Source organism: Streptomyces sp. NPDC045287, from assembly GCF_056432325.1.
This window is the reverse complement of the sequence record NZ_JBWKJG010000007.1, coordinates 205,766-231,200: the sequence shown is the minus strand read 5'-3', so window position 1 is coordinate 231,200 and position 25,435 is coordinate 205,766. Positions and strand designations below refer to the sequence as shown.

General features: G+C 75.6%; 21 protein-coding genes and 1 pseudogene. 15 read left to right on the top strand and 7 right to left on the bottom strand.

The features are described from left to right. Nucleotides 1-201: 201 nt before the first annotated feature. Nucleotides 202-951: a pyridoxamine 5'-phosphate oxidase gene (gene pdxH / locus AC07D6_RS14550; protein WP_479044380.1), complete on the bottom strand. Its 750-nt coding sequence runs from the start codon at nucleotides 949-951 to the stop codon at nucleotides 202-204. Between the two features lie 182 nt (nucleotides 952-1,133). Here pdxH and AC07D6_RS14545 point away from each other — a divergent pair, with 182 nt between their 5' ends. From AC07D6_RS14545 to AC07D6_RS14500, 10 genes and pseudogenes are all read left to right on the top strand, one after another. Continuing rightward, nucleotides 1,134-2,234 carry a citrate synthase 2 gene (locus AC07D6_RS14545; protein ID WP_479044378.1) on the top strand — a complete coding sequence of 367 codons (1,101 nt, stop codon included), beginning with the start codon at nucleotides 1,134-1,136 and terminating at the stop codon, nucleotides 2,232-2,234. Nucleotides 2,235-2,385: 151 nt separating this feature from the next. Continuing rightward, nucleotides 2,386-3,174: a TIGR03084 family metal-binding protein gene (locus AC07D6_RS14540; RefSeq protein WP_315877205.1), complete on the top strand. Its 789-nt coding sequence runs from the start codon at nucleotides 2,386-2,388 to the stop codon at nucleotides 3,172-3,174. Further along, nucleotides 3,171-4,856 carry an acyclic terpene utilization AtuA family protein gene (locus AC07D6_RS14535; protein WP_479044376.1) on the top strand — a complete coding sequence of 562 codons (1,686 nt, stop codon included), beginning with the start codon at nucleotides 3,171-3,173 and terminating at the stop codon, nucleotides 4,854-4,856. Before AC07D6_RS14540 ends, AC07D6_RS14535 begins: the two co-directional genes overlap by 4 nt. After that, nucleotides 4,853-6,451 (top strand): acyl-CoA carboxylase subunit beta, encoded by a 1,599-nt coding sequence (locus AC07D6_RS14530; RefSeq protein ID WP_479044374.1) that lies wholly within the window; start codon nucleotides 4,853-4,855, stop codon nucleotides 6,449-6,451. The genes AC07D6_RS14535 and AC07D6_RS14530 overlap by 4 nt, the downstream gene beginning before the upstream one ends. A 6-nt stretch (nucleotides 6,452-6,457) precedes the next feature. Further along, nucleotides 6,458-8,425, top strand: coding sequence for an acetyl/propionyl/methylcrotonyl-CoA carboxylase subunit alpha (locus AC07D6_RS14525; RefSeq protein ID WP_479044371.1), 1,968 nt, complete (start codon nucleotides 6,458-6,460; stop codon nucleotides 8,423-8,425). Beyond that, nucleotides 8,422-9,573, top strand: coding sequence for an acyl-CoA dehydrogenase family protein (locus tag AC07D6_RS14520; RefSeq protein ID WP_315877201.1), 1,152 nt, complete (start codon nucleotides 8,422-8,424; stop codon nucleotides 9,571-9,573). The genes AC07D6_RS14525 and AC07D6_RS14520 overlap by 4 nt, the downstream gene beginning before the upstream one ends. Nucleotides 9,574-9,597: 24 nt before the next feature. After that, entirely contained in the window at nucleotides 9,598-10,332 is a 735-nt protein-coding gene (locus AC07D6_RS14515; RefSeq protein WP_479044368.1) for an enoyl-CoA hydratase family protein, read from the top strand. Continuing rightward, on the top strand, nucleotides 10,320-10,895 hold the full coding sequence (locus tag AC07D6_RS14510; protein WP_315877199.1) for a TetR/AcrR family transcriptional regulator: 576 nt from the start codon (nucleotides 10,320-10,322) through the stop codon (nucleotides 10,893-10,895). Before AC07D6_RS14515 ends, AC07D6_RS14510 begins: the two co-directional genes overlap by 13 nt. Nucleotides 10,896-11,128: 233 nt before the next feature. After that, a pseudogene (locus AC07D6_RS14505) lies at nucleotides 11,129-11,191 on the top strand (hypothetical protein); the annotation flags it as partial. Nucleotides 11,192-11,197: 6 nt separating this feature from the next. Further along, the gene (locus tag AC07D6_RS14500) at nucleotides 11,198-11,527 is read left to right on the top strand and encodes a hypothetical protein (protein WP_479044366.1); all 330 of its coding nucleotides are present in this window, start codon (nucleotides 11,198-11,200) and stop codon (nucleotides 11,525-11,527) included. Between the two features lie 4 nt (nucleotides 11,528-11,531). On the opposite strand, the gene AC07D6_RS14495 is transcribed toward AC07D6_RS14500, so the two are convergent. Together AC07D6_RS14495 and AC07D6_RS14490 are read right to left on the bottom strand one after the other, a co-directional pair. Continuing rightward, nucleotides 11,532-12,032: a GNAT family N-acetyltransferase gene (locus tag AC07D6_RS14495; RefSeq protein ID WP_479044364.1), complete on the bottom strand. Its 501-nt coding sequence runs from the start codon at nucleotides 12,030-12,032 to the stop codon at nucleotides 11,532-11,534. A gap of 67 nt (nucleotides 12,033-12,099) precedes the next feature. Then, nucleotides 12,100-12,360 (bottom strand): hypothetical protein, encoded by a 261-nt coding sequence (locus AC07D6_RS14490; protein ID WP_479044361.1) that lies wholly within the window; start codon nucleotides 12,358-12,360, stop codon nucleotides 12,100-12,102. A 197-nt stretch (nucleotides 12,361-12,557) separates the two neighbouring features. Between AC07D6_RS14490 and AC07D6_RS14485 the strand changes: the two genes are divergently transcribed. Beyond that, complete coding sequence (locus tag AC07D6_RS14485) at nucleotides 12,558-13,727, top strand: hypothetical protein (RefSeq protein ID WP_479044359.1); 1,170 nt, start codon at nucleotides 12,558-12,560, stop codon at nucleotides 13,725-13,727. 63 nt (nucleotides 13,728-13,790) lie between these two features. Here the strand turns inward: AC07D6_RS14485 and AC07D6_RS14480 are convergent, their stop codons facing one another. Together AC07D6_RS14480 and AC07D6_RS14475 are read right to left on the bottom strand one after the other, a co-directional pair. Beyond that, nucleotides 13,791-14,726, bottom strand: coding sequence for an EamA family transporter (locus AC07D6_RS14480; protein ID WP_479044357.1), 936 nt, complete (start codon nucleotides 14,724-14,726; stop codon nucleotides 13,791-13,793). A 564-nt stretch (nucleotides 14,727-15,290) separates the two neighbouring features. Then, entirely contained in the window at nucleotides 15,291-18,296 is a 3,006-nt protein-coding gene (locus AC07D6_RS14475; RefSeq protein ID WP_479044354.1) for an FAD-binding and (Fe-S)-binding domain-containing protein, read from the bottom strand. Between the two features lie 391 nt (nucleotides 18,297-18,687). On the opposite strand from AC07D6_RS14475, the gene serC reads away from it, so the two are divergent. The 3 genes from serC to AC07D6_RS14460 all read left to right on the top strand — a co-directional run bounded on the left by serC (nucleotide 18,688) and on the right by AC07D6_RS14460 (nucleotide 22,250). Then, nucleotides 18,688-19,806 carry a phosphoserine transaminase gene (gene serC / locus AC07D6_RS14470; RefSeq protein WP_315877194.1) on the top strand — a complete coding sequence of 373 codons (1,119 nt, stop codon included), beginning with the start codon at nucleotides 18,688-18,690 and terminating at the stop codon, nucleotides 19,804-19,806. A gap of 243 nt (nucleotides 19,807-20,049) precedes the next feature. Beyond that, nucleotides 20,050-20,841, top strand: a complete 792-nt coding sequence (locus AC07D6_RS14465) for a TetR/AcrR family transcriptional regulator (protein WP_479044352.1) — start codon at nucleotides 20,050-20,052, stop codon at nucleotides 20,839-20,841. Between the two features lie 545 nt (nucleotides 20,842-21,386). Beyond that, nucleotides 21,387-22,250: a hypothetical protein gene (locus AC07D6_RS14460; RefSeq protein ID WP_315877192.1), complete on the top strand. Its 864-nt coding sequence runs from the start codon at nucleotides 21,387-21,389 to the stop codon at nucleotides 22,248-22,250. 290 nt (nucleotides 22,251-22,540) lie between these two features. Here the strand turns inward: AC07D6_RS14460 and AC07D6_RS14455 are convergent, their stop codons facing one another. Then, nucleotides 22,541-23,632, bottom strand: coding sequence for a WD40 repeat domain-containing protein (locus AC07D6_RS14455; RefSeq protein WP_479044349.1), 1,092 nt, complete (start codon nucleotides 23,630-23,632; stop codon nucleotides 22,541-22,543). Nucleotides 23,633-23,896: 264 nt separating this feature from the next. Here AC07D6_RS14455 and AC07D6_RS14450 point away from each other — a divergent pair, with 264 nt between their 5' ends. Then, the gene (locus AC07D6_RS14450) at nucleotides 23,897-24,628 is read left to right on the top strand and encodes a GDSL-type esterase/lipase family protein (RefSeq protein WP_479044347.1); all 732 of its coding nucleotides are present in this window, start codon (nucleotides 23,897-23,899) and stop codon (nucleotides 24,626-24,628) included. Here AC07D6_RS14450 and AC07D6_RS14445 read toward each other — a convergent pair. Next, nucleotides 24,618-24,980, bottom strand: coding sequence for a hypothetical protein (locus AC07D6_RS14445; RefSeq protein WP_479044345.1), 363 nt, complete (start codon nucleotides 24,978-24,980; stop codon nucleotides 24,618-24,620). The two genes, AC07D6_RS14450 and AC07D6_RS14445, sit on opposite strands and share 11 nt — an antisense overlap. Between the last annotated feature and the right edge of the window lie 455 nt (nucleotides 24,981-25,435).

Below are 25,435 nucleotides of genomic sequence, written 5' to 3'. Positions count from 1 at the left end.
CTCGTCGGCACATCCGGCCGACCTCTCCTTGCTAGCAGGAGAGAGCAGAGTCCGCGGGCTTCTGCATGTCCGGCGCGGGCTCCCGCGTGCCCGGCGCGGGCTTCTGCCTGTGCCCGGCGGGTCTCTGCGTGCCCGGCGCGGACTTCCGCTTGTCCGGCGCGGGCTCCGGCGTGCCCGGCGGGCCTCCGCGTACCCGGTGCGCTACGGGGCGAGCCGCTCCACCCGCCAGCCCTCGCCGGTGCCGCCGTCGCCCGTGCCGCCCTCGCCGGCGCCGCCGCCCTCGCCGTCCTCGCCGCCCGCCTGCCGTACGTACCGGAGCCGGTCGTGGAGCCGGTTCTCGTGCCCCTGCCAGAACTCGACGGTGTCGGGCACGACCAGGAACCCGCCCCAGTGCGGCGGTACGGGCACCTGCTCGCCCTCCGGGTAGCGGGCGGCCAGCTCCTCGTACCGGGCGAGCAGTTCGGCGCGGGAGCCGAGGACGGACGACTGCGCGCTGGCCCAGGCGCCCAGTTGCGAGCCGTGCGGGCGGGTGCGGAAGTACGCGGCCGTCTCGTCGCGGCCGATCCGGGCGGCCCGGCCGGTGACGATGACCTGGCGGGCGATCGGGTGCCAGGGGAAGAGGAGCGAGACGTGCGGGTTGGCGGCCAGCTCGCCGCCCTTGCGGGAGTCGTAGTTGGTGAAGAAGACGAAGCCGCGCGCGTCGTACTGCTTCAGCAGCACCGTACGGGCCGAGGGGCGGCCGTCGGGGGTCGCCGTCGCGACGACCATGGCGTTCGGCTCGTGGATGCCGCCGCGGCACGCCGCCTCCTTGAACCAGCGCGCGAACTGCTCCATGGGGTGCGCGGCCAGGTCGCGCTCCGTCAGCTCGGAGGTGTGGTACTGCTCGCGCATGGGTGCCGGGTCGAGGACGGGGTCCACGGCTGGATCGAGGGCGTCGGTCACGGCGTCCATCCTGCCTCAGGGCGCTGCGACCGCTTCAGTCTGCCCGGCGCCCCGCCGGGCCAACCCCGCCCTCCCGGAACGGCGGAGTGTGCCTGATGTCACGCTTCCCCGCATCGGCGGAACCCGACAGACTCATGGGCTGGGTCACTGTTCGTTCCCTCCACCCACACGTCACCACGAGGAGCCGCCAGATGTCCGACTTCGTACCCGGGCTCGAAGGAGTCGTCGCGTTCGAGACGGAGATCGCCGAACCGGACAAGGAGGGCGGTGCCCTCCGGTACCGGGGCGTCGACATCGAGGACCTGGTGGGGCACGTGTCCTTCGGGAACGTGTGGGGCCTGCTCGTCGACGGCGCGTTCAACCCCGGCCTGCCCCCGGCCGAGCCCTTCCCCATCCCGGTCCACTCCGGTGACATCCGCGTGGACGTGCAGTCCGCGCTGGCGATGCTCGCGCCCGTGTGGGGGCTGAGGCCGCTGCTCGACATCGACGAGGAGCAGGCCCGCGACGACCTGGCGCGGGCGGCGGTCATGGCGCTGTCGTACGTGGCGCAGAGCGCGCGCGGGCAGGGGCTGCCGATGGTGCCGCAGAGCGAGATCGACAAGGCGCAGTCGGTGGTGGAGCGGTTCATGATCCGCTGGCGCGGCGAGCCGGACCCGAAGCACGTGAAGGCCGTCGACGCGTACTGGACGTCGGCCGCCGAGCACGGCATGAACGCGTCGACGTTCACCGCGCGCGTCATCGCGTCGACCGGCGCGGACGTGGCGGCGGCGCTGTCCGGCGCGGTCGGCGCCATGTCGGGGCCGCTGCACGGCGGCGCGCCCTCGCGGGTGCTCGGCATGATCGAGGAGATCGAGCGGACCGGTGACGCCGTCGCGTACGTGAAGCGCGCCCTGGACAAGGGCGAGCGGCTCATGGGCTTCGGCCACCGCGTGTACCGCGCCGAGGACCCGCGCGCCCGGGTGCTGCGCCGCACGGCCCGCGACCTGGCCGCGCCGCGCTTCGAGGTGGCGGAGGCCCTGGAGAAGGCCGCCCTGGAGGAGCTGCACAACCGCCGCCCGGACCGGGTGCTGGCGACGAACGTGGAGTTCTGGGCGGCGATCGTCCTGGACTTCGCGGAGGTCCCGGCGCACATGTTCACGTCCATGTTCACCTGTGCCCGCACGGCCGGCTGGTCGGCCCACATCCTGGAGCAGAAGCGCACGGGCCGCCTGGTCCGCCCGTCGGCCCGCTACGTCGGCCCGGGCCCCCGCGACCCCCGCGAGATCGCCGGTTACGAGGACATCGCTTCCTGACGCCCCCGCCCCACCCCGGGCCCCGCCCCGCCCCCGCGCGCGGCGGGGCCCTTTTTTCGTCCCGAAACAAGCAAGCACGCTTGCTTGTTTCGGGGGGTGCTGGCATGCTCGCCGGGCACACCGCCTGGGGCCCGAGCCGAGGGAGCGCGTCGTGTACCACCCCGTTCTCGATGATCTGCGTGACGAGAGTGACGAGTTGGACCGGGTCGTCGCCGGGCTCGGGGCCGGCGGGTGGGGGCTCGCCACGCCGGCCGCCGGGTGGAGCGTCGCCCACCAGATCGCCCACCTGGCCTGGACCGACGAGGTGGCCGTGCTCGCCGCCACCGCGCCGGAGGAGTTCGCCGCGCACGCGGCCGGGGCCGCCGCCGCGCCGTACGGATTCGTCGACCGGGCCGCCGAGGAGGGGGCGCGGGCCGCACCGGAAGCGCTGCTCGCCCGGTGGCGGGCGGCCCGGCGGAAGCTGGAGGAGGTGCTGCGGGCCCTGCCCGACGGCACCCGCGTCCCCTGGTACGGGCCGCCCATGAGCGGGACGTCCCTGGCGACCGCCCGGCTCATGGAGACCTGGGCGCACGGCCAGGACGTGGCGGACGCCCTCGGCGTCGTACGGGCGCCCACCGCCCGGCTCCGGCACGTCGCCCACATCGGCGTGCGCGCCCGCGACCACGCGTACGCCGTCCGGGGGCTCACCCCGCCGGACGCGGAGTTCCGCGTGGTGCTCGACGCCCCGGACGGGACGGTCTGGGCGTACGGGCCGCAGGACGCCGCCCAGACCGTCACCGGGCCCGCGCTCGACTTCTGCCTCCTGGTCACCCAACGCGCCCACCGCGCCGACCTCGCCCTGCGGGCCCACGGGCCGGACGCCGACCGCTGGCTCGACGTCGCCCAGGCGTTCGCCGGGCCGCCCGGAGCGGGCCGGCCGCCCCGGAGGGGGGACGCGTGACGGCGCCCGTGCTGCGGGTCGGCAACTGCTCCGGCTTCTACGGCGACCGCTTCTCCGCCGTCCGCGAGATGCTCACCGGCGGACCGCTCGACGTCCTCACCGGGGACTACCTCGCCGAGCTGACCATGCTCGTCCTCGGCCGGGACCGCCTCAAGGACCCCTCCCTCGGGTACGCCAGGACCTTCCTGCGGCAGATGGAGGAGACGCTCGGGCTCGCCCACGCGCGCGGCGTCAAGGTCGTCGCCAACGCCGGGGGCCTCAACCCCGCCGGGCTCGCCGACGCCCTGCGCGCCCTCGCCACCCGGCTGGGCGTGCCCGTGCGCGTCGCCCACGTCGAGGGCGACGGGCTGCCCCTGCCCGCCGGGGCGCTCACCGCCAACGCGTACCTGGGCGGCGCCGGGATCGCCGCCTGCCTGAGCGCGGGCGCCGACGTCGTCGTCACCGGGCGGGTCACCGACGCCGCCCTCGTCACCGGCCCCGCCGCCGCCCACTTCGGCTGGGCGCCCGACGCCCACGACCCGCTCGCCGGGGCCGTCGTCGCCGGGCACGTCCTGGAGTGCGGCACCCAGGCGACCGGGGGCAACCACCCGTTCTTCCGCCGGTACGACGTGCGGCGCCCCGGCTTCCCGCTCGCCGAGCTCCACGCCGACGGGTCCGCCGTCATCACCAAGCACCCCGGCACCGGCGGCGCCGTCGACGTCGCGACCGTCACCGCCCAACTGCTGTACGAGACGTCCGGCGCCCGCTACGCCGGGCCCGACGCCACCGCCCGCCTCGACACCGTACGGCTCGTCCAGGACGGCCCCGACCGGGTGCGGATCGACGGCGTGCGCGGCGAGGCCCCGCCGCCCCTGCTCAAGGCGGGGGTGACCCGGCTCGGCGGCTGGCGCAACGAGGTCGTGTTCGTCCTCACCGGCCTCGATGTCGACGCCAAGGCGCGGCTGGTGCGGGAGCAGGTCGAGGACGCGTTCGCGCGCTCCGGGGCCCGCCCGGCGGACGTGCGGTGGGAGCTGGCCCGCACCGACCGGGCCGACGCCGCCACGGAGGAGACCGCCAGCGCCCTGCTGCGGCTCGTCGTGCGCGACCCCGACCCGGAGGCGGTGGGCCGCGCCGTGACGGGCGCCGCCGTCGAGCTGGCCCTCGGCAGCTACCCCGGCTTCCACGTCACCGCGCCGCCCGGCCGGGCCGCCCCGTACGGCGTGTTCGAGGCCGTGTACGTCGAGCCGGGCGCCGTCACCCACACGGCGGTGCTGCCCGACGGGCGGCGCGTCCCCGTCCCGCACCCCGCCGCCACCCGCCCCCTCGCCCCCGTACCGGAGCCGCCGCTCCCGCCGCCCCTGCCGCCCGGGCCGGTCCGGCGGGCGCCGCTCGGGCTGGTCGCCGGGGCCCGCAGCGGCGACAAGGGCGGCGACGCCAACGTCGGCGTGTGGGCCGAGTCGGACGCGGCGTGGCGGTGGCTCGCCCACGCGCTGACCGCCGACCGCCTGCGCGACCTGCTGCCGGAGGCCCGCGACCTGCCCGTCGCCCGCCACGTCCTGCCCCGCCTGCGGGCCCTGAACTTCACCGTGACCGGCCTCCTCGGCGAGGGCGCCGCCGCGCGGGCCCGGTTCGACCCGCAGGCCAAGGCGCTCGGCGAATGGCTGCGCTCCCGCCACCTCGACGTCCCGGAGGTCCTGCTGTGACCGTCCTCGCCTCCGCCCTCGACCCGGCGTCCCCCGCGTACGGGGCCCACCGCCGCGCCATGCTCGCCCGGCTGGCCGAACTGGACGCGCACCACGCCGAGGCCCTCGCGGGCGGCGGCGAGGCGTACGCCGCCCGGCACCGGGCGCGCGGCAAGCTCCTCGCCCGGGAGCGCGTCGAACTGCTCCTCGACGAGGACGCGCCGTTCCTGGAGCTGTCGCCGCTCGCCGCCTGGGGCTCCGAACACCCGGTCGGCGCGTCCCTCGTCACCGGCATCGGCACCGTCGAGGGCGTCGAGTGCCTGATCACCGCCAACGACCCGACCGTGCGCGGCGGCGCCTCCAACCCGTGGACGCTGCGGAAGGCGCTGCGCGCCAACGAGATCGCGTTCGCCAACCGGCTCCCCGTCGTCTCCCTCGTCGAGTCGGGCGGCGCCGACCTGTCCTCCCAGAAGGAGGTCTTCATCCCCGGCGGCGCCCTCTTCCGGGACCTCACCCGCCTCTCCGCCGCCGGGATCCCCACGGTCGCCGTCGTGTTCGGCAACTCCACCGCGGGCGGCGCGTACGTCCCCGGCCTGTCCGACCACACCGTGATGATCAAGGAGCGGTCGAAGGTGTTCCTCGGCGGCCCGCCGCTGGTGCGGATGGCCACCGGCGAGGAGAGCGACGACGAGTCGCTGGGCGGCGCCGAGATGCACGCCCGCACCTCCGGCCTCGCCGACCACTACGCCCTCGACGAACCCGACGCGATCCGCCAGGCCCGCCGGATCGTCGCCCGCCTCCACCACCGCAAGGCACACCCCGACCCCGGCCCGGCCGAACCGCCGCGGTACGACCCGGAGGAGCTGCTGGGCATCGTCCCCGGCGACCTGCGCACCCCCTTCGACCCGCGCGAGGTGATCGCCCGGATCGTCGACGGCTCCGACTTCGACGAGTTCAAGCCGCTGTACGGGACGAGCCTGGTCACCGGCTGGGCGCGGCTGCACGGCTACCCGCTCGGCGTCCTCGCCAACGCGCGGGGCGTGCTGTTCAGCGCCGAGGCGCAGAAGGCCGCCCAGTTCATCCAACTCGCCAACCAGCGCGACGTCCCCCTGCTGTTCCTCCACAACACGACCGGCTACATGGTCGGCAGCCAGTACGAGCAGGGCGGCATCATCAAGCACGGCGCCATGATGATCAACGCGGTGTCGAACAGCCGCGTCCCGCACCTGTCGGTCCTCGTCGGCGCCTCGTACGGCGCCGGGCACTACGGCATGTGCGGCCGGGCGTACGACCCGCGCTTCCTCTTCGCCTGGCCCAGCGCCAAGTCCGCCGTGATGGGCCCGCAGCAGCTCGCCGGCGTCCTGTCGATCGTCGCCCGCGCCGCCGCGCGGGCCAAGGGGCGGCCCTACGACGAGGACGGTGACGCCGCGCTGCGCGCCGCGGTGGAGCAGCAGATCGAAGCCGAGTCCCTGCCGGTGTTCCTGTCCGGGCGGCTGTACGACGACGGGGTCATCGACCCGCGCGACACGCGTACCGTCCTCGGGCTGTGCCTGTCGGCGATCCACACCGCACCGGTCGAGGGCGCGCGCGGCGGCTTCGGCGTCTTCAGGATGTGAGGCCCCGTGATCGAGACCCTGCTCGTCGCCAACCGCGGCGAGATCGCCTGCCGCGTCTTCCGCACCTGCCGCGACCTGGGCGTCGCCACCGTCGCCGTCCACTCCGACCCGGACGCGGGCGCCCTGCACGTGCGGGAGGCCGACGCGGCGGTGCGGCTGCCGGGCGCGGCGCCCGCCGACACGTACCTGCGCGGCGACCTGCTCGTGGCGGCGGCCCTCGCGGCGGGCGCGGACGCCGTGCACCCCGGCTACGGGTTCCTCTCCGAGAGCGCCGCCTTCGCGCGCCGCGTCGAGGAGGCGGGGCTGACCTGGGTGGGGCCGCCGCCCGATGCCATCGAGGCGATGGCGTCCAAGACGCGCGCGAAGCGGCTGATGGGCGCCGAACCCCTCGACCCGGGCGCGCTCACCGACGTCGACCTGCCCGTCCTGATCAAGGCGGCGGCGGGCGGCGGCGGCCGGGGCATGCGCGTCGTGCGGGACCTGGGGGCGCTGGCGGGGGAACTGGCCGCCGCCCGCGCCGAGGCCCTGTCGGCGTTCGGGGACGACGAGGTGTTCGCGGAGCCGTACCTCCCGCGCGGACGCCACGTCGAGGTGCAGGTCCTCGCCGACGGCCACGGCACGGTGTGGCCGCTCGGCACCCGCGACTGCTCCCTGCAACGCCGCCACCAGAAGGTCGTCGAGGAGGCCCCCGCGCCGGGTCTGCCGCCCGCGCTCGTCGACGAGCTGTACGGCACGGCCGTGCGCGCCGCCCGCGCGATCGGCTACCGGGGCGCGGGCACCGTCGAGTTCCTCGTCGGCCCGGACGGCACCGCGCACTTCCTGGAGATGAACACCCGCCTCCAGGTCGAGCACCCCGTCACGGAGGCCGTGTACGGCGTCGACCTGGTCGCCCTCCAACTGCGCGTCGCGGAGGGCGCCGCCCTGCCGCCCGGGCCGCCCGCCCCGCGCGGCCACGCCGTCGAGGCCCGCCTGTACGCGGAGGACCCGGCGCGCGGCTTCGCCCCGCAGACCGGCACGCTCCACGCCCTGGAGGTGCCGGGGGTGCGCCTGGACACCGGGTACGCCGCCGGGGACGAGGTCGGCGTCCACTACGACGCCCTGCTCGCCAAGGCCGTCGCCCACGCCCCCACCCGCGCCGAGGCCCTGCGCGTCCTCGCCCGCGCCCTGGAACGGGCCCGCGTGCACGGCCCGGTCACCAACCGCGACCTCCTCGTCCGCTCCCTGCGCCACCCGGAGTTCACCGAGCCGGGCCGCGCCGACACCGGGTTCTACGACCGGCACCTGCCCGCCCTGACCGCCCCGCGGCCCGGCGGCCGGCACGCGGCCGTCGCCGCCGCCCTGGCCGAGGCCGCCGCCCGCCCGGGGCCCGGCGCGTGGCGGAACGTCCCGTCGCAGCCGCGGAGCAGGACGTACGTCGAGGAGCACGGCGGGACCCGCGTCGACCACGAGGTCCGCTACGTCCGCACCCGCGACGGCCACGCCCTGCCGGACGACCCGGACGTGCGGGTCGTGTCGGCCGGCGCGCACGAGGTGCGCCTCGACGTGGGCGGCGTCGTCCGCCCGTACCGCGTCACCGTCCGCCCCGGCACGGACACCGTCCACGTCGACGCGCCGGCGGGCGCGTACCGGCTCACGCGCCGCCCCCGCTTCACCGACCCGGCCGGGCACACCGCGCCCGGCTCGCTCCTCGCGCCCATGCCGGGCACCGTCGTCCGGGTCGCGGAGGGCCTCGCGGTGGGCGCCCGCGTCGAGGCGGGGCGCCCGCTGCTGTGGCTGGAGGCCATGAAGATGGAGCACCAGGTCACCGCGCCCGCCTCCGGCGTCCTCACCGCGCTCCACGCCGATCCGGGCCGCCAGGTCCAGGTCGGCGCGCTCCTCGCCGTCGTCGAACCGGAGCCCCCCGAGGGGCCGTCCGCACAGCCGGAGCCCCCCGAGGGGCCGCCCGTCCAGTCCGCACAGGAGGAACAGGCATGACCGCAGCCACCGGCACCCCCTTCGAGACCGACGGGCAGCGGGCCCTGCGCACCGCCGTCGCCGCCCTCGGCCGGCGCCACGCCGACGCCCACGACGACGACCCCGGCGTGCTGTGGCGGGAGGCGGGCAAGCTCGGCTACCTCGGCGTGAGCCTGCCCGAGGAGTACGGCGGCGGGGGCGGCGGCATCGCCGAACTCGCCACCGTCCTGGAGGAGCTGGGCGCCCAGGGCTGCCCGCTGCTGCTGCTGATCGTCTCCCCCGCGATCTGCGGCACGGTCATCGCCCGGTTCGGCACCGAGGAGCAGAAGCGGCGCTGGCTGCCGGGGCTCGCGGACGGCAGCCGCATCATGGCGTTCGGGATCACGGAGCCGGACGCGGGCTCCAACGCGCACCGCATCACCACCACCGCCCGCCGCACCCCGGACGGCTGGGTCCTGTCGGGCCGCAAGGTGTTCGTGTCCGGCGTCGACCTGGCCGAGGACACGATGATCGTCGGCCGGAGGGAGGACACGCGCACGGGCGCGCTGAAGCCGTGCCTGTTCGTCGTCCCGAGGGACGCGCCGGGCTTCCACCGGACCGCCATCGACATGGAACTGCGTGCCCGCGAGAAGCAGTTCGAGCTGGTGCTGGACGAGGTGCGGCTGCCCGCCGACGCGCTGGTCGGCGACGAGGACGCGGGGCTGCTCCAGTTGTTCGCGGGGCTGAACCCGGAGCGGGTGATGACGGCGGCGTTCGCGCTGGGCATGGGCCGGTACGCGCTCGCGAAGGCGGTGGCGTACGCGAAGGAGCGCCGGGTGTGGAAGGAGCCGATCGGCGCCCACCAGGCCATCGCGCACCCGCTGGCCCAGTCCCACATCGAACTGGAGCTGGCCGGGCTCATGACCCGCAAGGCGGCCCTCCTGTGCGACGCGGGCGACGACGTCGGCGCCGGTGAGGCCGCCAACATGGCGAAGTACGCGGCGGCCGAGGCGTGCGTGCGCGCCGTCGACCACGCCGTGCACACCCTCGGCGGCAACGGCCTCACGCGCGAGTACGGGCTCGGCAGGCTCGTCACCGCGTCGCGGGTGGCCCGCATAGCGCCGGTGAGCCGGGAAATGATCCTGAACTACGTCTCGCACCAGTCCCTGGGACTTCCCAAGTCGTACTGACCCACTCCATCGGAGGCGAGAGCCATGCCCCTGGTCACCACCGCCCACGACCGCGCCGTCACCACGCTCACCCTGGACGCCCCGGACACCCGCAACGCCCTCTCCGCCCGCCTGGTAGCGGAGTTGGCGGACGCGCTGGAGGAGTGCGCGAAGGACCCGGAGGTACGGGCGGTGGTACTCACCCACACCGGCTCCACGTTCAGCTCGGGCGCCGACCTGAAGGCCCCGCCGAGCCCGTACGCGTTCGTGGCGCTGCTGCGGCGGATCGTGGAGCTGCCCAAACCGGTCGTGGCGCGGGTCGCGGGGCGGGTGCGGGCGGGCGGCGTGGGGCTCGTGTCGGCCTGCGACCTGGTCGTGGCGTCGGAGGCGTCGGACTTCGCGCTGACGGAGGTGCGGATCGGAGTGGCGCCCGCGCTGGTCTCGCTGACGCTGCTGCCGCGCCTCGACGAGCGGGCGGCGTCCCGCTACTACCTGACCGGCGAGTCCTTCGGCGCGGCGGAGGCGGCGCGGATCGGCCTGGTGACGGTCGCCGCGCCGGAGGTCGACGGGGCGCTCGCGCCGCTGCTCGACGCCCTGCGGAAGGGGTCGCCGCAGGGGCTGGCCGCGTCGAAGCGGCTGGTGACGGCTAGGGTGCTGGAGACCTTCGAGCGGGACGCGGAAGACCTCGTCCAGCGCTCGGCGACGCTCTTCGCCTCGGCGGAGGCGCGCGAGGGAATGACGGCCTTCCTGGAACGACGGGACCCCGCATGGGCGATGTGACCCCCAAGCAGGACCGCAGCCGCGCCACCCGGCAGCGGCTGCTCGAAGCCGCCGTGGCCTGCCTGGCCGAACGCGGCTGGGCGGGCTCCACGGTGACCGTCGTCGCCGAGCGGGCGGGCGTGTCGCGCGGGGCGGCGCAGCACCACTTCCCGACGCGGGAGGACCTGTTCCTGGCGGCGGTCGAGTACGTCGCCGAGGAGCGGTCGCAGGCGCTGCGCGCGCTGGACGGCAAGGGCCGCGCGGAGGTCGTCGAGGCGCTGGTCGCCCTGTACACGGGGCCGCTGTTCCGGGCGGCCCTGCACCTGTGGGTGGCCGCGTCCGACGAGGACCAGTTGCGCCCGCGCGTCACGGAGCTGGAGGCCCGCGTCGGCCGGGAGGCGCACCGGATGGCGGTGGAGCTGCTGGGCGCGGACGAGTCGGTGCCGGGGGTGCGGGAGACGGTGCAGGGGCTGCTGGACATGGCGCGGGGGCTGGGGCTGGCGACGCTCCTGACGGACGACGGGGCCCGCCGCGAACGGGTGGTCGCCCAGTGGTCCCGCCTGCTGGACGGGGCCCTGGGCTGAGCCTCCGCGCGGGACGGGCGCCTCGGGGTCACGGGCGCCGCGGGGCCGCAGGGGTCGCGGGGGCGGTGCTCCCCGGGGCGTGTACCGAAAGTGGATCATGAGCATGGGATGAACGTGGCTCGTGGCGCGTGGAGATCTGGCCGTCGCACGGCGGACAGCGCTGGAACCGCTGTTGCCCAGGGGCAAGAAGCCCGGCCGGCCGCCGACATGGACCCGGCGCAGGCTGATCGACGATACGGTTCCGGGTCCGCACGGGCATCCCCCGGCGGGACATCCCCGAGGAGTACGGGCCGTGGAGCCGGGTGTACGACCTGTTCCGCCGCTGGCAGCGAAACGGCGCCTGGCAGCGGGTCCTCACCCAACCGCAGGCCCGGGCTGACGCGAAGGACCTGATCACCTGGGTCATCAACGTCGATTCCACCGTTGTGCGCCCACCGGCATGCCGCAGGAGACGCGGCTCCCGCGGCGGACGGCCACCGAAGTTCGACCCGGCGGGCTACGAGGCGCGTCATGCAGTGGAGCGCGGCATCAACCGCCTCAAAAGACACCGCGCCGCGGCTACGCGCTGTGACGAGCTCGCGGTCCGCTACGAGGCGACCGTCCTCGTCGCGACCGTCGATGAATGGCTGTGACCACTCACACGGCTCGTTCCATGCAGACCAGCTGGTCCCGCTCGTCCCACGACTCGGTGACGGTGAATCCGAGCCGCTCGTACAGGGCGATCGCGCCTGCCCGCCGCTTCCACACCGACAGCCGCACCGCGCTGACGCCGCTTTCCGCAGCATGCACAAGCGCGGCGCTGACCAGGCTGGACGCGATGCCCCGTCCCCGGAACGCCGGGTCCGTCCAGAGCCTCTTGACCTCGGACCGTCCGTCGACAGCGGCGGTCACCACCAGGCAGCCCACCGCGGTGCCCCCGCTCAGCGCCAGCAGTACGACATCGTCGACGAACACGGCCTGTGGATCCGCGATTTCCACCCGGTATCGGTCCGGCAACCCATCCACACCGGCGACAGCCTCACCCTTCTCGGCCTGCGTCTGCAGATGGTAGGCCGCCAGCAGCTCTGCCAGCCCATCCCGGACGGAAGGGGCCTGACCCGGCCAGCGGACGATGGCAACCTCGCGTTGATCAGTCATGACGTGAGCATCACATGACACACGCGAGGGCCGGAACGAACATCTTGATCCGCTTTCGGTACCCGCCCTAGCCGCCGAAGGTGGCCAGGAGGAAGACCGGGTAGAGCAGGGCCAGGCCGCCGGTGACCAGGCCGACGGCGCACTGGACGCGGTGGATCCGCTTCGCCAGGCCGAGGGCCGCGAAGGTGACGGCGAGGGCGCCGCACAGCGCCGGGACGGCGATCCCCACGTAGCTGACGAGCACGGCGCCGACCAGGCCGACCACGCCGAGGGCGAGGGAGACGACGCCGTAGAGGGAAGCGGGGCTGTCCGTGGTCCGGGTGGTCATGGCGGATCCCTAGCTGTTGGACGTCGGCGTCGTCGGGCGCGCGAAGGGCACCCCCGGTGCGGGAGTGGCTCCCCGCATGCCCAATGATGGCACTTCGCGTGTTCCCGGGACTGACCACCCCGTACAGGCAATTGGCATAGCCATGCCACGCGCGGGGTGCTCCCGAGGGAGCGCACAACCAAAAAACGGGAGGAAACATGAATCGTCGCTCTGTTGTGAGGGCGGCTTCGCTGGCGGTCGTTCCGCTGACGGTGCTGGCGACCGGACTGCCGTCGACCGCGGCCCCCGCCGCCGACCCCCGCCCGGACGCTCCGGAGTTCTCCATATCCGCGCTGGCCGGCGACGGCACGGAGGACGTGTCCGGGGTGAGCGCGCGGAGCGCCGCGGGCAGGGCCATGGCGACGCAGGGCCTCGGCGTGGTGCGGTCCGCTTCGGGCGCGTCGGCGGTCGTCGACCGCTCCATGGCGCACCAGGGGATCACCGCGGCCTACGGCTCCTCGTTCGTGGACCTGTCGTGGGAGGCGTACGCGCCACAGGCCCGCTACGCGGTCGTCCGGGACGGCGTGCGGGTGGCCGACCTGGAGGCGGGGGTCACCTCGTTCCGCGACACGCAGGTGGAGCCGGGCACCGACCACGACTACCGGGTGCTGCCGGTCCTGCCGGAGAAGGGCGAGCCGGACGCGCGCGCGTGGGGGATGAAGGTCTCCCTTCCGACCTCAGACTCGCTGACGGACATGCGCCGGGAGGCCGTGGCGCAGGCGACCGCCGCGGCGGCGGCCAAGACGACCACGCTGTCCTGGATCACCTTCATCCCCCAGGCGAAGATCGACGCCCCCAAGACGGGCTGCGACTACGGCAGCGGCTACCAGTTCGGCGGTGACAACCGCACGGCGTTCGACTGGAAGTCGAGCAGGTACCGCACCGCCCTGCACGCGAACATCACCTGGAGCAACAAGAAGGTCGCGGGCCACTCGTCCATCGGGGCCACCAAGGCGTACAAGAAGAGCACCGGCAAGCTCGTCGCGACCAAGACCGCCAGCAACAAGGACATGGTGGCGAAGAAGCTGGGTTCGGGCAGCAACTACGTGGACCTGCGGATGGTCACGCACGCCACCAACCCGTTCTGCAAGGGGCTCGGGGGAGTCAAGGGCGCCATCAACGGCGCCATCACCATCCAGTTGACCCAGAGCGGGAACTGGACCATCCGCTCCGGCAAGCACCGCCTGATGCCCAACCACCACATCTACATCTACAACGGGGGGAAGGTCACGAACGTCTACACGCGCAAGTACGCCAACGTGGCGTGCCTCATCGGTTCGATCGCCTGCCAGGAGGCCGATCTGACCGGCTACCGGGGGAAGTTCTGATCCTCCGGTGACACGGCACGGATGAACGGGGCCTGCCGCGCGCCCGCGCGGCGGGCCCACCGGTCAGCGGGCCGTGCGGGAGCGGACCGCGCCGATGCTGGCCGCGATGACCAGGGCGATCGCCGCCGCGTCCGTCGCCGACAGCGCCTGGTGCAGCACCAGGAACCCGGCCAGCGCCGCCACCGCCGGCTCCAGGCTCATCAGCACCGCGAACGTCCCCGCCGGCAGCCGCCGCAGCGCCATCAGCTCCATCGTGTACGGCAGGACGGACGACAGGAGCGCGACCGCCAGCCCCAGCCCCAGCGTCGACGGCACGGCCAGCTTCGCCCCCGCTTCCGCGACGCCCAGGGGCAGGCTGAGCACCGCGCCCACCGCCATGGCCAGCGCGAGGCCGTCGGCCTGCGGGAAGCGCCGCCCGGTACGGGCGCTGAACACGATGTACACGGCCCACATCGCCCCCGCCCCGAGGGCGAAGCCCGCGCCGACCGGGTCCAGCCGGTCGAAGCCGCCGCCGCTCAGCAGCGCCACGCCCGCCAGGGCCAGCCCGGCCCACACGAGGCTCACCAGGCGCCGGGACGCGACGACCGACAGGGCGAGGGGGCCGAGGACCTCCAGGGTGACGGCCGCGCCGAGCGGGATGCGGTCGATGGCCTGGTAGAAGCAGACGTTCATGCCGGCCAGCGCGGCGCCGAACGCCACGACGGTCCCCCAGTCGGAGCGGCTGTGGCCGCGCATCCGGGGGCGGCACACCACGAGCAGGACGAGCGCGGCGAGCGCCAGGCGCAGCGACACGACGCCGAGGGCGCCCGCGCGCGGCATCAGCAGGACGGCGACGGCCGCGCCGAACTGCAGGGACAGCGCGCCGCCCACCACCAGCGCGACCGGCCCGACCGCACCGGTTCCGGAGCCCGGCGCGCGGCCGTCCGGGCCGTGCGGGCGGGCTGCGGCCGACTCGGGGCGGGTGACCGCCGAGGCGTCTGCGGTACGGGCGTCTTTCACCGGGACCTCTTCTTCGTGCGCGTACGTCGCGCGCGGGCGGGCCGCCTTCCGGGAGGTCCGTTCCGCCGCGTGGCTGGTCCTCCCACGGTAAGCAGCGAAACCGACCCACGGCTATGGCGGGGTGCCCGGCCCCGGGCTCCGGGGTCGCCGCCCGCCCCGGAACCGGACGGGCCCCTCGGCGGGCTTCCGGGGCCCCTGGGGGGCTTCCCGCCGGATCCCCTGGCGGGCGTTCTCGGCGGATCTCCCGGCGGGCGTCCCGGCGGGCGTCCCGAGGGTCCCCCGGGAGTTCCCCGGCAGGCTTCCCGGCGGATCTCCCGGCAGGTCCCCGGGGCCCTCACGGGTTCCCCGAGGGATCCCCCACGGGTCTCCCTTGAAAGCTCCCCGGCGGACCCCCGGTGGGCCCCCGGCGGACCCCCGACGGGACCCCGGTGGGCTCCCCGGCGGGTCCCCGTGGGTTCCCGTGGGTTCCCTCACGGGTTCCCCGGCGCATTTCCCGGCAGGCTCCCCGGCGGGCCCCCAAGGGATCCCCCGGCGGACTCCCCGACCGGTCCCCGAGGGGTTTCCTCAAGGGTTCCCCGGTGGATCCGCCACGGGACTCCCCGGAAAGCTCCCCGGCGGACCCCCCAGGGGATCCCCCGGTGGGCTCCCCGGCCGGTCCCCCGGCAGGGCCTCCGCCAGGACCTCCGCGAGGTGGCGGGCGCGGCGGCCCGCGAGCTGGGCGAGCTGGGTGCGGCAGGAGAAGCCGTCGGCGAGCAGCTCCGTGCCGGGGGCGGCGGCGCGGACGGCGGGCAGCAGCCGGTCCTCGGCGCAGGCGACGGACACGTCGTGATGGCCGCGTTCGAAGCCGAAGTTCCCGGCGAGGCCGCAGCAGCCGCCGCTCAGCTCCCCGGTCAGCCCGGCGCGCTCGCGCAGGCGGCGCTCGGCGGCGTCGCCGAGGACGGCGTGCTGGTGGCAGTGGGTCTGCCCGGCGACCGGCCGGTCGAGGCGGGGCGGGCGCCAGTCGGGCGCCAGCTCCTCCAGGGCCTGGGCGAACGTACGGACCGACGCGGCCACCGCGCGGGCCCTCGGGTCGCCGGGCAGCAGCTCCGGCAGGTCCGTGCGCAGCGCCGCCGCGCAGCTCGGCTCCAGCACCACCAGCGGCGCGCCGGCGCCGAGGACGGGGCCGAGCGCGTCGAGGGTGCGGCGCATGACCGCGCGGGCCCGGTCGAGGCGGCCCGTCGACACGTACGTGAGCCCGCAGCACACCCGCCCGGGCGGCAGCGCGACCGGGACGCCCGCCGCTTCGAGGACGGTGACGGCGGCGCGGCCCGCCGAGGGCGTGAAGTGGTCGGTGAACGTGTCGGGCCACACGTACGCGCGCGGAGGGCCGGGCGGGGCCGTACGGCGGGCCGCCCACGCCCGGAACGTCTCGCGGGCCAGTTCCGGCAGGTCCCGTTCGGCCGCGATCCCGCCGGCCCGCTTGGCGAGCGCCGCGAGGGGCCGTACCCGCGCGGCGGCGTTGAGCAGCGGCGCGACGGGCGCGGCGAGGCGCAGCAGGGCGGGCAGGGAGCCCATCGTGTAGTGGGCGGCGGGGCGGAGGCGGCCCGCGTAGTGGTGGTGGAGGAACTCCGCCTTGTACGTGGCCATGTCCACGCCGACCGGGCAGTCGCTGCGGCAGCCCTTGCACGACAGGCACAGGTCCAGCGCGTCCCGCACCTCCGTCGACCGCCAGCCGCCGGGGACGACCTCCCCGGCGAGCATCTCGTGCAGGAGGCGGGCCCTGCCGCGCGTGGAGTGCCGCTCCTCGCCGGTCGCCCGGTACGACGGGCACATCACGTCCGTCCCCGTGCCCGGCCCCTCGACGCGGCACTTGGCGACGCCGACGCAGCGGCGCACGGCCGTGCCGAAGTCGCCGCCGTCGTCCGGGTAGGCGAACGCCACGTCGACGGGGGTGCGCGGCAGCACGTCGAAGCGGAGGTTCCCGTCGAGGGGGGCGGGGCGGGCGAGGACCCCCGGGTTCATCCCGCCGTCCGGGTCCCACAGGTCCTTGAACCGGCCGAACAGGCCGACCAGTTCGTCCCCGTACATCCTCGGCAGCAGCTCCGCGCGGGCCATCCCGTCGCCGTGCTCGCCCGACAGGGAGCCGCCGTGCGCGACGACCAGGTCGGCGAGCTCCTCCGAGAAGCGGCGGAAGCGGCGCACGCCGTCGGGGTCGGTGAGCCGGAAGTCGATCCGGACGTGGACGCAGCCCTCCCCGAAGTGCCCGTAGGGCGTGCCGCGCAGCCCGTGCGCGGCGAGCAGGGCGCGGAAGTCCCGCAGGTACGGCCCGAGCCGCGCGGGCGGCACCGCGCAGTCCTCCCAGCCGGGCCACGCCTCGGTGCCCTCGGGGGTGCGGGTCGCGGTCCCGGCGGCGTCCTCGCGGACCCGCCACAGGACGCGCCGGGCGGCCGGGTCGGTGACGACGGTGCCGTCCAGCGCGTCGGCGGCGCGCAGCACGGCCCGGGCGCGCGCGGCGGCCTCGGCGGGGGCGGCCCCGCCGGTCTCGACGAACAGCCAGGCCGCGCCCCTCGGCAGCCGGGCGCGGGCCGCCGGGTCGCGGACCAGGTCCTCCGCCATGCCCTCCACGGTGAGCGGGCCCAGCGGGAGCAGGCCGGGGGCGGCTTCGGCGGCGGCGCTCTCGTCGGCGTACCCGAGCACCGCCAGCGCCCGGGCGGCCGGTGCCTCGACGAGCCGCACGACCGCCTCGCTCACCACGCCGAGGGTGCCCTCGCTGCCGCAGAACGCGCGGGCCACGTCCGTGCCGCGCTCGGGGAGCAGGGCGTCGAGGGCGTACCCGGAGATGCGGCGCGGCAGGCCGGGCGGGAAGCCGGTGCGGATCGCCGCGAGGTGCCGCCGGACCAGGTCGGTGACGCCGTCGGGGGCGCCCCGCCCGTCGCGGCCGAGGCGGAGGGTGGCGCCGCGGTAGGTGTGGACGGTCAGCTCGCGGACGTTGTCGGCGGTGGTGCCCCAGGCGACGGAGTGGGCACCGCACGCGTTGTTGCCGATCATGCCGCCGAGGGTGCAGCGGCTGTGCGTGGACGGGTCGGGGCCGAAGGTGAGCCCGTGGGGCCGTACGGCGTCGCGGAGCCGGTCCAGGACGACGCCCGGCTGGACGGTGGCCGTGCGGGCCTCGGGGTCCACGGCGAGGACGGCGCGCAGGTGGCGGGTGAGGTCGAGGACGACGCCGGTGCCGGTGGCCTGGCCGCCGATGGACGTCCCGGCGCCCCGCGCCACCACGGGCACGCCGTGCGCCCGGCACACCTCCAGGGCGGCGGCGATGTCGTCCGCGTCGCGGGGGGCGACGACGGCGACGGGGACGCGACGGTAGTTGGAGGCGTCCATGGTGGCGAGGGCGCGCGCGGACGGCCCGAAGTCCACGCCCCCGCGCACCGCGGCGCGCAGCTCCGCCTCCAGGGCCCCCGCGCTCCCACCGCGCCCGCGCCCGCGCCCACCGGGCCCGTACCCGTCCCCGCCGCGTCCGTCTCCGCCGTGCCCGCGTCCGCTCCCGCGCGTCCCGTGCCGGACGCCCTCCCGCTGCCCGTGATCGCCCATGCCCCCAGCATGCCCGCCGGCCCCGGGCCCGCGCGGCACCGCGCGATCGGCTCGCGCCGGCCCACCGGGGACGGGCCACGCCCCGGCGAAGCCGCGCCCCACCTCACCGGAGGCGGACCGGAGGCGGACCGCAGCCCGGCAGAGCCACGCACGACCCGGCAGAGCCACGCACACCCCACCGGGGCCGTCCCACACCCCCACCGGGGCCGTCCCACCATCCCCACCAAAGACGGGCAACGACCCCACGTGTCCATGTGACTACCCCTCGTACCCACAAGTACCCCACCGGAGCCGCGCCCCGCCCCGCCCGAACCGCGCCACGGCCCGGACAGGACGTCTCAGACGGCGGACGGGGGGTTGGGGGGTGCCCGGGAGCGGATAGGCTCCCCACGTGGCTGAGATCCAGATTCCCGCTGACATCAAGCCCGCCGACGGCCGTTTCGGCGCGGGCCCTTCCAAGGTGCGTACGGAGGCGCTGGACGCCCTGGCCGCCACCGGCACGTCCCTCCTCGGTACGTCCCACCGCCAGGCCCCCGTCAAGAACCTGGTCGGTGAGGTCCGCGACGGCGTGCGCGCGCTGTTCTCCCTGCCCGAGGGGTACGAGGTCGTCCTCGGCAACGGCGGCTCCACCGCCTTCTGGGACGTCGCGACCCACGGCCTGATCGAGTCGAAGTCGCAGCACCTGTCGTTCGGCGAGTTCTCGTCCAAGTTCGCCAAGGCCGCCAAGCTGGCGCCGTGGCTGGAGGAGCCGACCGTCATCTCCTCGGAGCCGGGTACGCACCCGGAGCCGCGGGCGGAGGCGGGCGTCGACGTGTACGCGTTCACCCACAACGAGACCTCCACCGGTGTCGCCGCGCCGATCCGGCGCGTCGAGGGCGCCGACGAGGGCGCGCTGGTCCTGGTGGACGCCACCTCCGGCGCGGGCGGCCTGCCGGTCGACATCGCCGAGACGGACGTCTACTACTTCGCGCCGCAGAAGTCCTTCGCCGCCGACGGCGGCCTGTGGATCGGCGTGTTCTCCCCGGCCGCCCTGGAGCGCGCCCGCAGCGTCCACGCCTCGGGCCGCCACGTGCCGGAGTTCTTCTCGCTGCCGACCGCGATCGACAACTCCCTCAAGAACCAGACGTACAACACCCCGGCGCTCGCCACGCTGTTCCTGCTGAACGAGCAGCTCAAGTGGATCAACGACCAGGGCGGTCTGGACTGGGCGGTGCGCCGCACGGCCACCTCCTCCCGGACGCTGTACGGCTGGGCGGAGGAGTCCAAGTACGCCTCGCCGTTCGTCGCGGACCCGGCGAAGCGGTCGCAGGTCATCGGCACGATCGACTTCTCCGACGAGGTGGACGCCGCCGCGGTCGCCAAGGTGCTGCGCGCCAACGGCATCGTCGACACGGAGCCGTACCGGAAGCTGGGCCGCAACCAGCTCCGCATCGCGATGTTCCCGGCGGTCGACCCGGCCGACGTCGAGGCGCTGACGGCCTGCGTCGACTACGTCATCGAGAAGCTGTAGGACCCCGGGGCGGTCGTAGGACCGTTCCGCGAAGGGCCCGGCACCGCGCGTCGGCAGGACGCGGCGGCGGCCGGGCCCTTCGCCGTGCCCGGCCGGTCCCGCCCGTCGGGCGCGGGACCGCCGCGGGGCTGCCACGGGGTCGCCACGGGGTTCCGTACGGGAGCCGGGTGCGGCACGCCCCGGTGCGCGTACGGCGTACTCGGTTTTTTCCGGCGGGGGATTTCCGGGCCGTACGCTGACGCCATGACCAGCAGCGGAGGCGACACGACGACGAGCGGCAGCGGTGACGTCCACCGCAGCCTGGAGCTCCTCTGGGGGGCGGGCGAGCCGCCCAGCCGCGGGCCGAAACGCGGGTTGACCCTGGACGCGCTCGTCACCGCGGCCGTCGAGCTCGCCGACGCGGAGGGGCTCGGCGCGGTGTCGATGCGGCGGCTGTCGACCGAGCTGGGCGTCGGCACGATGTCGCTGTACCGGTACGTCCCCGGCAAGGCCGAGCTGCTGGACCTGATGCTCGACCGGGTGCAGGGCCTCCCGCCCGGCACGCCCGCGCGGACCCCGGACGACTGGCGCGGCGGCGTCGAGGCGCTGGCGCGCGGCCACCTCGCCCTGTACCGGCGCCACCCCTGGCTACTGAAGATCAACCAGAGCCGCAGCGTCCTCGGGCCGGGCACCCTGCGCGCGCTGGAGGTCGCCCTGGCCGGGCTGCGGGGCATGGGGCTGAGCGACCCCGAGACCCTGTCGGTGATCATCGCCGTGCAGAGCTTCACCAGCGGCATCGCCCGGATGGAGATCGAGGCGGCGGAGGCGGCGAGGGAGACGGGTGTCAGCGACGAGGAGTTCTGGCGCAGCCAGGAGCCGATCCTGACGCGCGTGATGTCGAGCGGGGAGTTCCCGCTGATGGCGCGGCTGTCGGAGGACACGTTCTCGGCGGAGTTCGACCACTTCGCGTTCGGGCTGAGCTGCCTGGTGCGCGGATTCGAGGCGAAGGTGGCGGAGAAGGCGGAGGCACCCCGGGGACACGCGGCCCGGCCGTGACGCCCCGCCACCGGAGGGCGGCATCCCTACGGGTGGAGCGGCACCCCTACGGAGGGTGGCACCCCTACAGGGGCCAGCGCCCCTACGGGTGGAGCGGCACCCCTCCGCTGGGCGGCACCCCTACGAGTGGGTCGGCACCCCTACGGGGCTCAGCACCCCCTACGGGGAGCGGCACCCCTACGGAGGGTGGCACCCCTATAGGGGCCGGCGCCCCTACGGGGGGTCGGCGCACCGGCCAGCGCCCCCTGGGCGGGGCGACGCGCCGGTCGGCATCCCCACGGACAGTGCGGCACACCGAACACCCCACGGGCAGGGCGGCCGGCACCCCGGGGCACCCGGCCAGGTCGTGACGCCCCGTCACCGGGGTGGCCGGCACGCCACCGGGGCACCCCGCCGGGGCATCCCGCCGGGGCGGCGCGCCGGTTCGTACGCCCGTGGGCGGCGCGTCGCACTCCTGATGGACCAGTCGGCGCGCGGGCGCCCGGCCCGTCGCGCAGCATCGGTGGCGTACAGCCGACACAACCGCACAGACCAGGAGGCACGCAGTGCGTCTCGGAACCCCCCTGCCGGCCGCCCTCGCGGCGGCGGCCCTGACCGTCCTCGCGGGCGCTGTCCCCGCCGCCGCGGCGCCCGGCGCGCGGGACGCCGCTCCCCCGCCCGTCTCCCACTGCGCCCCCACCGCTCCCCTGACCCAGCGGGGTGCCGCGCCTACCGCCGGGCCGGCTGCCGGACCGGCCGTCGGGCTGTGCGTCACGGTCGCCGGGGCCGCCATGACCGTGTCCGCCGCGGCCGACTGCGCCTGCACCGTCTCCGGTACGTGGACCGCCCGCCGGGGCGACGAGGACGGCGCCGCGTCCGGCACGCTGGGCACCCGCGCCGACTACCCGGGCCCCGGCACGTACGAGGTCACGGCGGCCGTCCGCGTGAGCGGCACGGAACGGACCCCGACCACGCCGGTGACGGGCACCGTCACCGCGACGTTCACCCTCGCCGCGCCGAAGCCCGCGCCCATGCACCGCATCGAGGTCGCGCCCCCGGCCGTGCTCGCCCCGGGGAAGACGACGACCCTCACGTACACGGTGGAGCGGACCGGCGGCGGCGATGACGGGGACGGCAGCGCCCGCTTCGGGCTCATCGGGGAGCCGGGCACCGGGATCGCGCTGGCGTCCACGGACGTCCGCTGCGTCAACCCGCTGACCGGCCGCTACCCGGCGACGACCCGCAGCGCCCACGCCCTGGACTGCGCGTTCACCGACCTCCAGCCCGGCCGCCCGGCCACGGTGACCGTCCACGTCACGCTGCCGCCGGACACCTGCTCGACGGTCGTCTCGAAGCTGGGCTACTGGACCCCCAAGGGCCAGCAGGTGGCGGGCGCGATGCTCAACGGGCCGACCGTTCCCTGCCGTTGACGGACCGGCCGCGCAGGGGCGCCCACCCGCGCCCCACCGTCCCCGTCACCGTCACCGTCCCGGTCCCCGTCACCGTCCCGGTCCCCGTCACCGTCCCGGTCCCCGTCACCGTCCCGGTCCCCGTCCCCGTCACCGCCCCGCGCCCCCGACCGCCCCACCGTCCCGGTCCCCGTCCCCGTCACCGCCACCGCCACCGCCACCGCCCCACCATCCCCGTCCCCGTCCCCGTCACCGCCACCGCCACCGCCACCGCCACCGCCCCACCATCCCCGTCCCCGTCGCCGTTCCCCTCACGCCCCCGGCGCCCTGCCGCCCCGGATGCCCCGGATGCGCAGGCGCAGCAGGCCCACCAGCAGCGTCGCGCCCAGGACGGCGAGGCCCAGGGTGTGGCCCGAGCCGCCGCCCGGCTTGTCGTCCCCGGACGCCGCGCCCGCGCTGTCCCCGGGCGACGGGAACACCGGAAGCTCCGGGGACGCCGGGGAGGCTGGGGAGGCCGAGGGCGGTTGGGACGGGTGAGGCGACGGGGCCGGCGTCGAGGCTGCGCCCGTGCCCTCCACCGGGACCCGCACGACCCGGCTCCCCACGCCCTCCGTGCCGAACATCAGCGCCGACCCGTCCGCCGTGTACGTCACCGCCTCCGACTGGGCCTGGAGCGGCGCCCGTACGCGGTCGTAGGCGCCGAGCCGCCCGTCCTTCCAGGCGTAGCCGCGGGCGCTGAAGTAGCCGCGCAGCACCAGCCGCTTGCCATCCGGCGAGAACGCGCCGTCCGTCACCCACGGCACCTCCCCGACGCGGCGGAACACGTTGATGTCCCGCGTGGTCAGTTTCGCCGGGCCCTCGTACAGGCCGCCGCCCTCCTCGTTCTTCGACGCGATGTACACGCGCCCGGAACGCGGGTGCACCATCAGCGCCTCCGCGTCGCGCGGCCCGTCCTCGTACCCCACCGTGTACTGCACGGCGTCGACGGCCGTGTCGCGCAGCCGCTCCGGCTCGCGGAAGCGGTAGATCCACACGTGCTTCCACGAGCCGTTCAGGTTGTCGCCGATGTCACCGACGTACACGTACCCGTCGGGGCCCACGGAGACGGCCTCCATGTCGCGGGGCTTCCCCACGCCGCGCAGGGTGACGGTCGCGACGGTCTCGCCGGTGCGCCCGTCGACGGCAAAGACCCGCGGCTCGTCCTGGTCGTTGTGGGTCCAGTACACGCCGGGGTGGGCGCGGCTGGCGGCGAGGCCGCTGGACTCGGTGATGCGGGCGTCGGCGAACGCGAAGCCGTCGTCATCGTCGTCGTCCGCGGCGGCCGGCCCGGCGGGACCCGCCACCGCGAGGAGCGCCGCGGCGAGGGCGACGGCAACGGCACGGCCCTGGAGGGCGCGCGACACGCGAGCGGCGACACCGTCCGGAAAGGCACGCGACACACGGGCAGCGGCACCGCCCGGAAAGGCACGCGACACACGAACGGCACGCCCCGGGAGGGGACGCGACGCACGGGCGGCGACACGGCCCGGGAGGACACGCGGCACACGGGCGGCGACACGGCCCGCGAGGACGCGCGGCGCGCGGGCGGGGGCGCGGAGGGTAGCCATGTCGTCCAGTGTCCACGGTCACGTGGCGTCCGGGGCACGCCACCGGCCATGATGGCGACCATGCGTCCCAGGTTCATGTTCGTCGGCGACTCCATGACCATCGGAAGCGCCGGCGAGCACACCTGGCGCTACCGCATGTGGCAGCACCTGGAGGCGGTGTTCGGCCCCGGCGGGTACGCGATCGTGGGCCCGCGGACGACGCTGTACGACCCGGTGGCGGGCGCCCCGGTGTCGACGGCGTACGCGGACCCGGCGTTCCCCGAGGAGGCGCGGGCGCACCTGGCGGGCTGGGGCGAGGGCTGGTTGCACATGGCGCCGCTCGTCGGGGAGGCCGTGGCGACGTCCGGCGCGGACGTGCTGCTCGTCTCGCTGGGCCTGATCGACCTGGGCTTCTACACGAACAGCGACCAGACGACGGAGAACGTCCGCGCGTTCCTCGCGGCGGCGCGGGCCGCCAACCCGGACGTGCGGGCGGTGCTGCTGCCGGTCATCCCGAACGTGCGGGCCGAGGAGGAGCCGCCCTTCGCGGCGGAGTGCGCCCGCTTCAACCGCCTCCTCGCGGCGACGGCCGCCGACCTGTCCACGCCCCGCTCGCCCCTGGTCATGGCCGCGCCGCCCGCCGGCTACGACCTGCGGACGGACACGTACGACGGCACCCACCCGGGCCCGACGGGCGAGCACAAGCTCGCCGCGGCCTTCGCCACGGCCCTCCACCGCGCCTGGGGGTGGACCGCCGTCCCGCCCCGTCCGTCGCCGGCCGGGGCGGGACGTCTCACCGCGCTCACGGCGTGATGAAGGCGTAGTAGGGCCTGCTCTCGTCGCGCCAGGACGAGTGGGGCGCGACCTGGGCGTCGGCGACCGCTCCGTCCGCACAGGACGTCCTACTGAGGTAGATGGTCTTGTTCGTCCAGTTCTGTCCCGCCACCGCGCGGTCCATGTAGTAGCAGGAGGCCGGCTGCGGGTGGTTCACCCAGCGCTTCGTCTCATCGCCGGAGTAGTAGTCCTTCTCGATGTAGTGGAAGTAGCAGAGACCCGTCGACGGGCAGAGGGCCTCCTCGGTCGGCTGGGCTTCGGCCGTTCCGGCCATCCCCACCGTGAGACCGAGCGTGAGGGCGAACACGGCTGCTGTTTTGCGGTTCGGCATGGCGTTCCTTCCCTCCCCGGGCGCGGCCCCCTCCTTCGTGCGGCCCGGAGGACGTGTGTGGCGGCCATTGCCCACATCGTCCCCCTTTCGGAGGTACGTCGCATCCGCAAGGGGCGGACGCCCCTGACCCGGGAGGGACTTGGCGGCGGCGGGGCCACCGGTTGCCGAATGGACGGTTGCCCCCTCAACCGTCCGGCCCGCGCGGCCGACTCCCGGCCCGTACGCACCGCCCCACGGCCGGCTCCCGAACCGTACGCGCGACCCCCGGCCGACCCCCGGTCCGTACGCACTGCCCCACGATCAGCCCCCGGTCCGTACGCGCAACCCCACGGCCAGCCCCCGAACCGAACGCGCAACCGCCGCGGCCACCCCCCGAACCGAACGTGCAGCCCCCACGGTCAGCTCCCGGTCCGGACGCGCGCGGCGGACCGGCGCCGCTCCCACTCCTCCCGCGT

Excerpts from the sequence above, each read along its gene's own strand:
- pdxH (WP_479044380.1), bottom strand. The coding sequence starts at position 951 with ATGGACGCCGTGACCGACGCCCTCGATCCAGCCGTGGACCCCGTCCTC.
- AC07D6_RS14545 (WP_479044378.1), top strand. The coding sequence starts at position 1,134 with ATGTCCGACTTCGTACCCGGGCTCGAAGGAGTCGTCGCGTTCGAGACG.
- AC07D6_RS14520 (WP_315877201.1), top strand. The coding sequence starts at position 8,422 with ATGACCGCAGCCACCGGCACCCCCTTCGAGACCGACGGGCAGCGGGCC.
- AC07D6_RS14515 (WP_479044368.1), top strand. The coding sequence starts at position 9,598 with ATGCCCCTGGTCACCACCGCCCACGACCGCGCCGTCACCACGCTCACC.
- AC07D6_RS14510 (WP_315877199.1), top strand. The coding sequence starts at position 10,320 with ATGGGCGATGTGACCCCCAAGCAGGACCGCAGCCGCGCCACCCGGCAG.
- AC07D6_RS14495 (WP_479044364.1), bottom strand. The coding sequence starts at position 12,032 with ATGACTGATCAACGCGAGGTTGCCATCGTCCGCTGGCCGGGTCAGGCC.
- AC07D6_RS14490 (WP_479044361.1), bottom strand. The coding sequence starts at position 12,360 with ATGACCACCCGGACCACGGACAGCCCCGCTTCCCTCTACGGCGTCGTC.
- AC07D6_RS14485 (WP_479044359.1), top strand. The coding sequence starts at position 12,558 with ATGAATCGTCGCTCTGTTGTGAGGGCGGCTTCGCTGGCGGTCGTTCCG.
- AC07D6_RS14475 (WP_479044354.1), bottom strand. The coding sequence starts at position 18,296 with ATGGGCGATCACGGGCAGCGGGAGGGCGTCCGGCACGGGACGCGCGGG.
- AC07D6_RS14465 (WP_479044352.1), top strand. The coding sequence starts at position 20,050 with ATGACCAGCAGCGGAGGCGACACGACGACGAGCGGCAGCGGTGACGTC.
- AC07D6_RS14450 (WP_479044347.1), top strand. The coding sequence starts at position 23,897 with ATGCGTCCCAGGTTCATGTTCGTCGGCGACTCCATGACCATCGGAAGC.
- AC07D6_RS14445 (WP_479044345.1), bottom strand. The coding sequence starts at position 24,980 with ATGCCGAACCGCAAAACAGCAGCCGTGTTCGCCCTCACGCTCGGTCTC.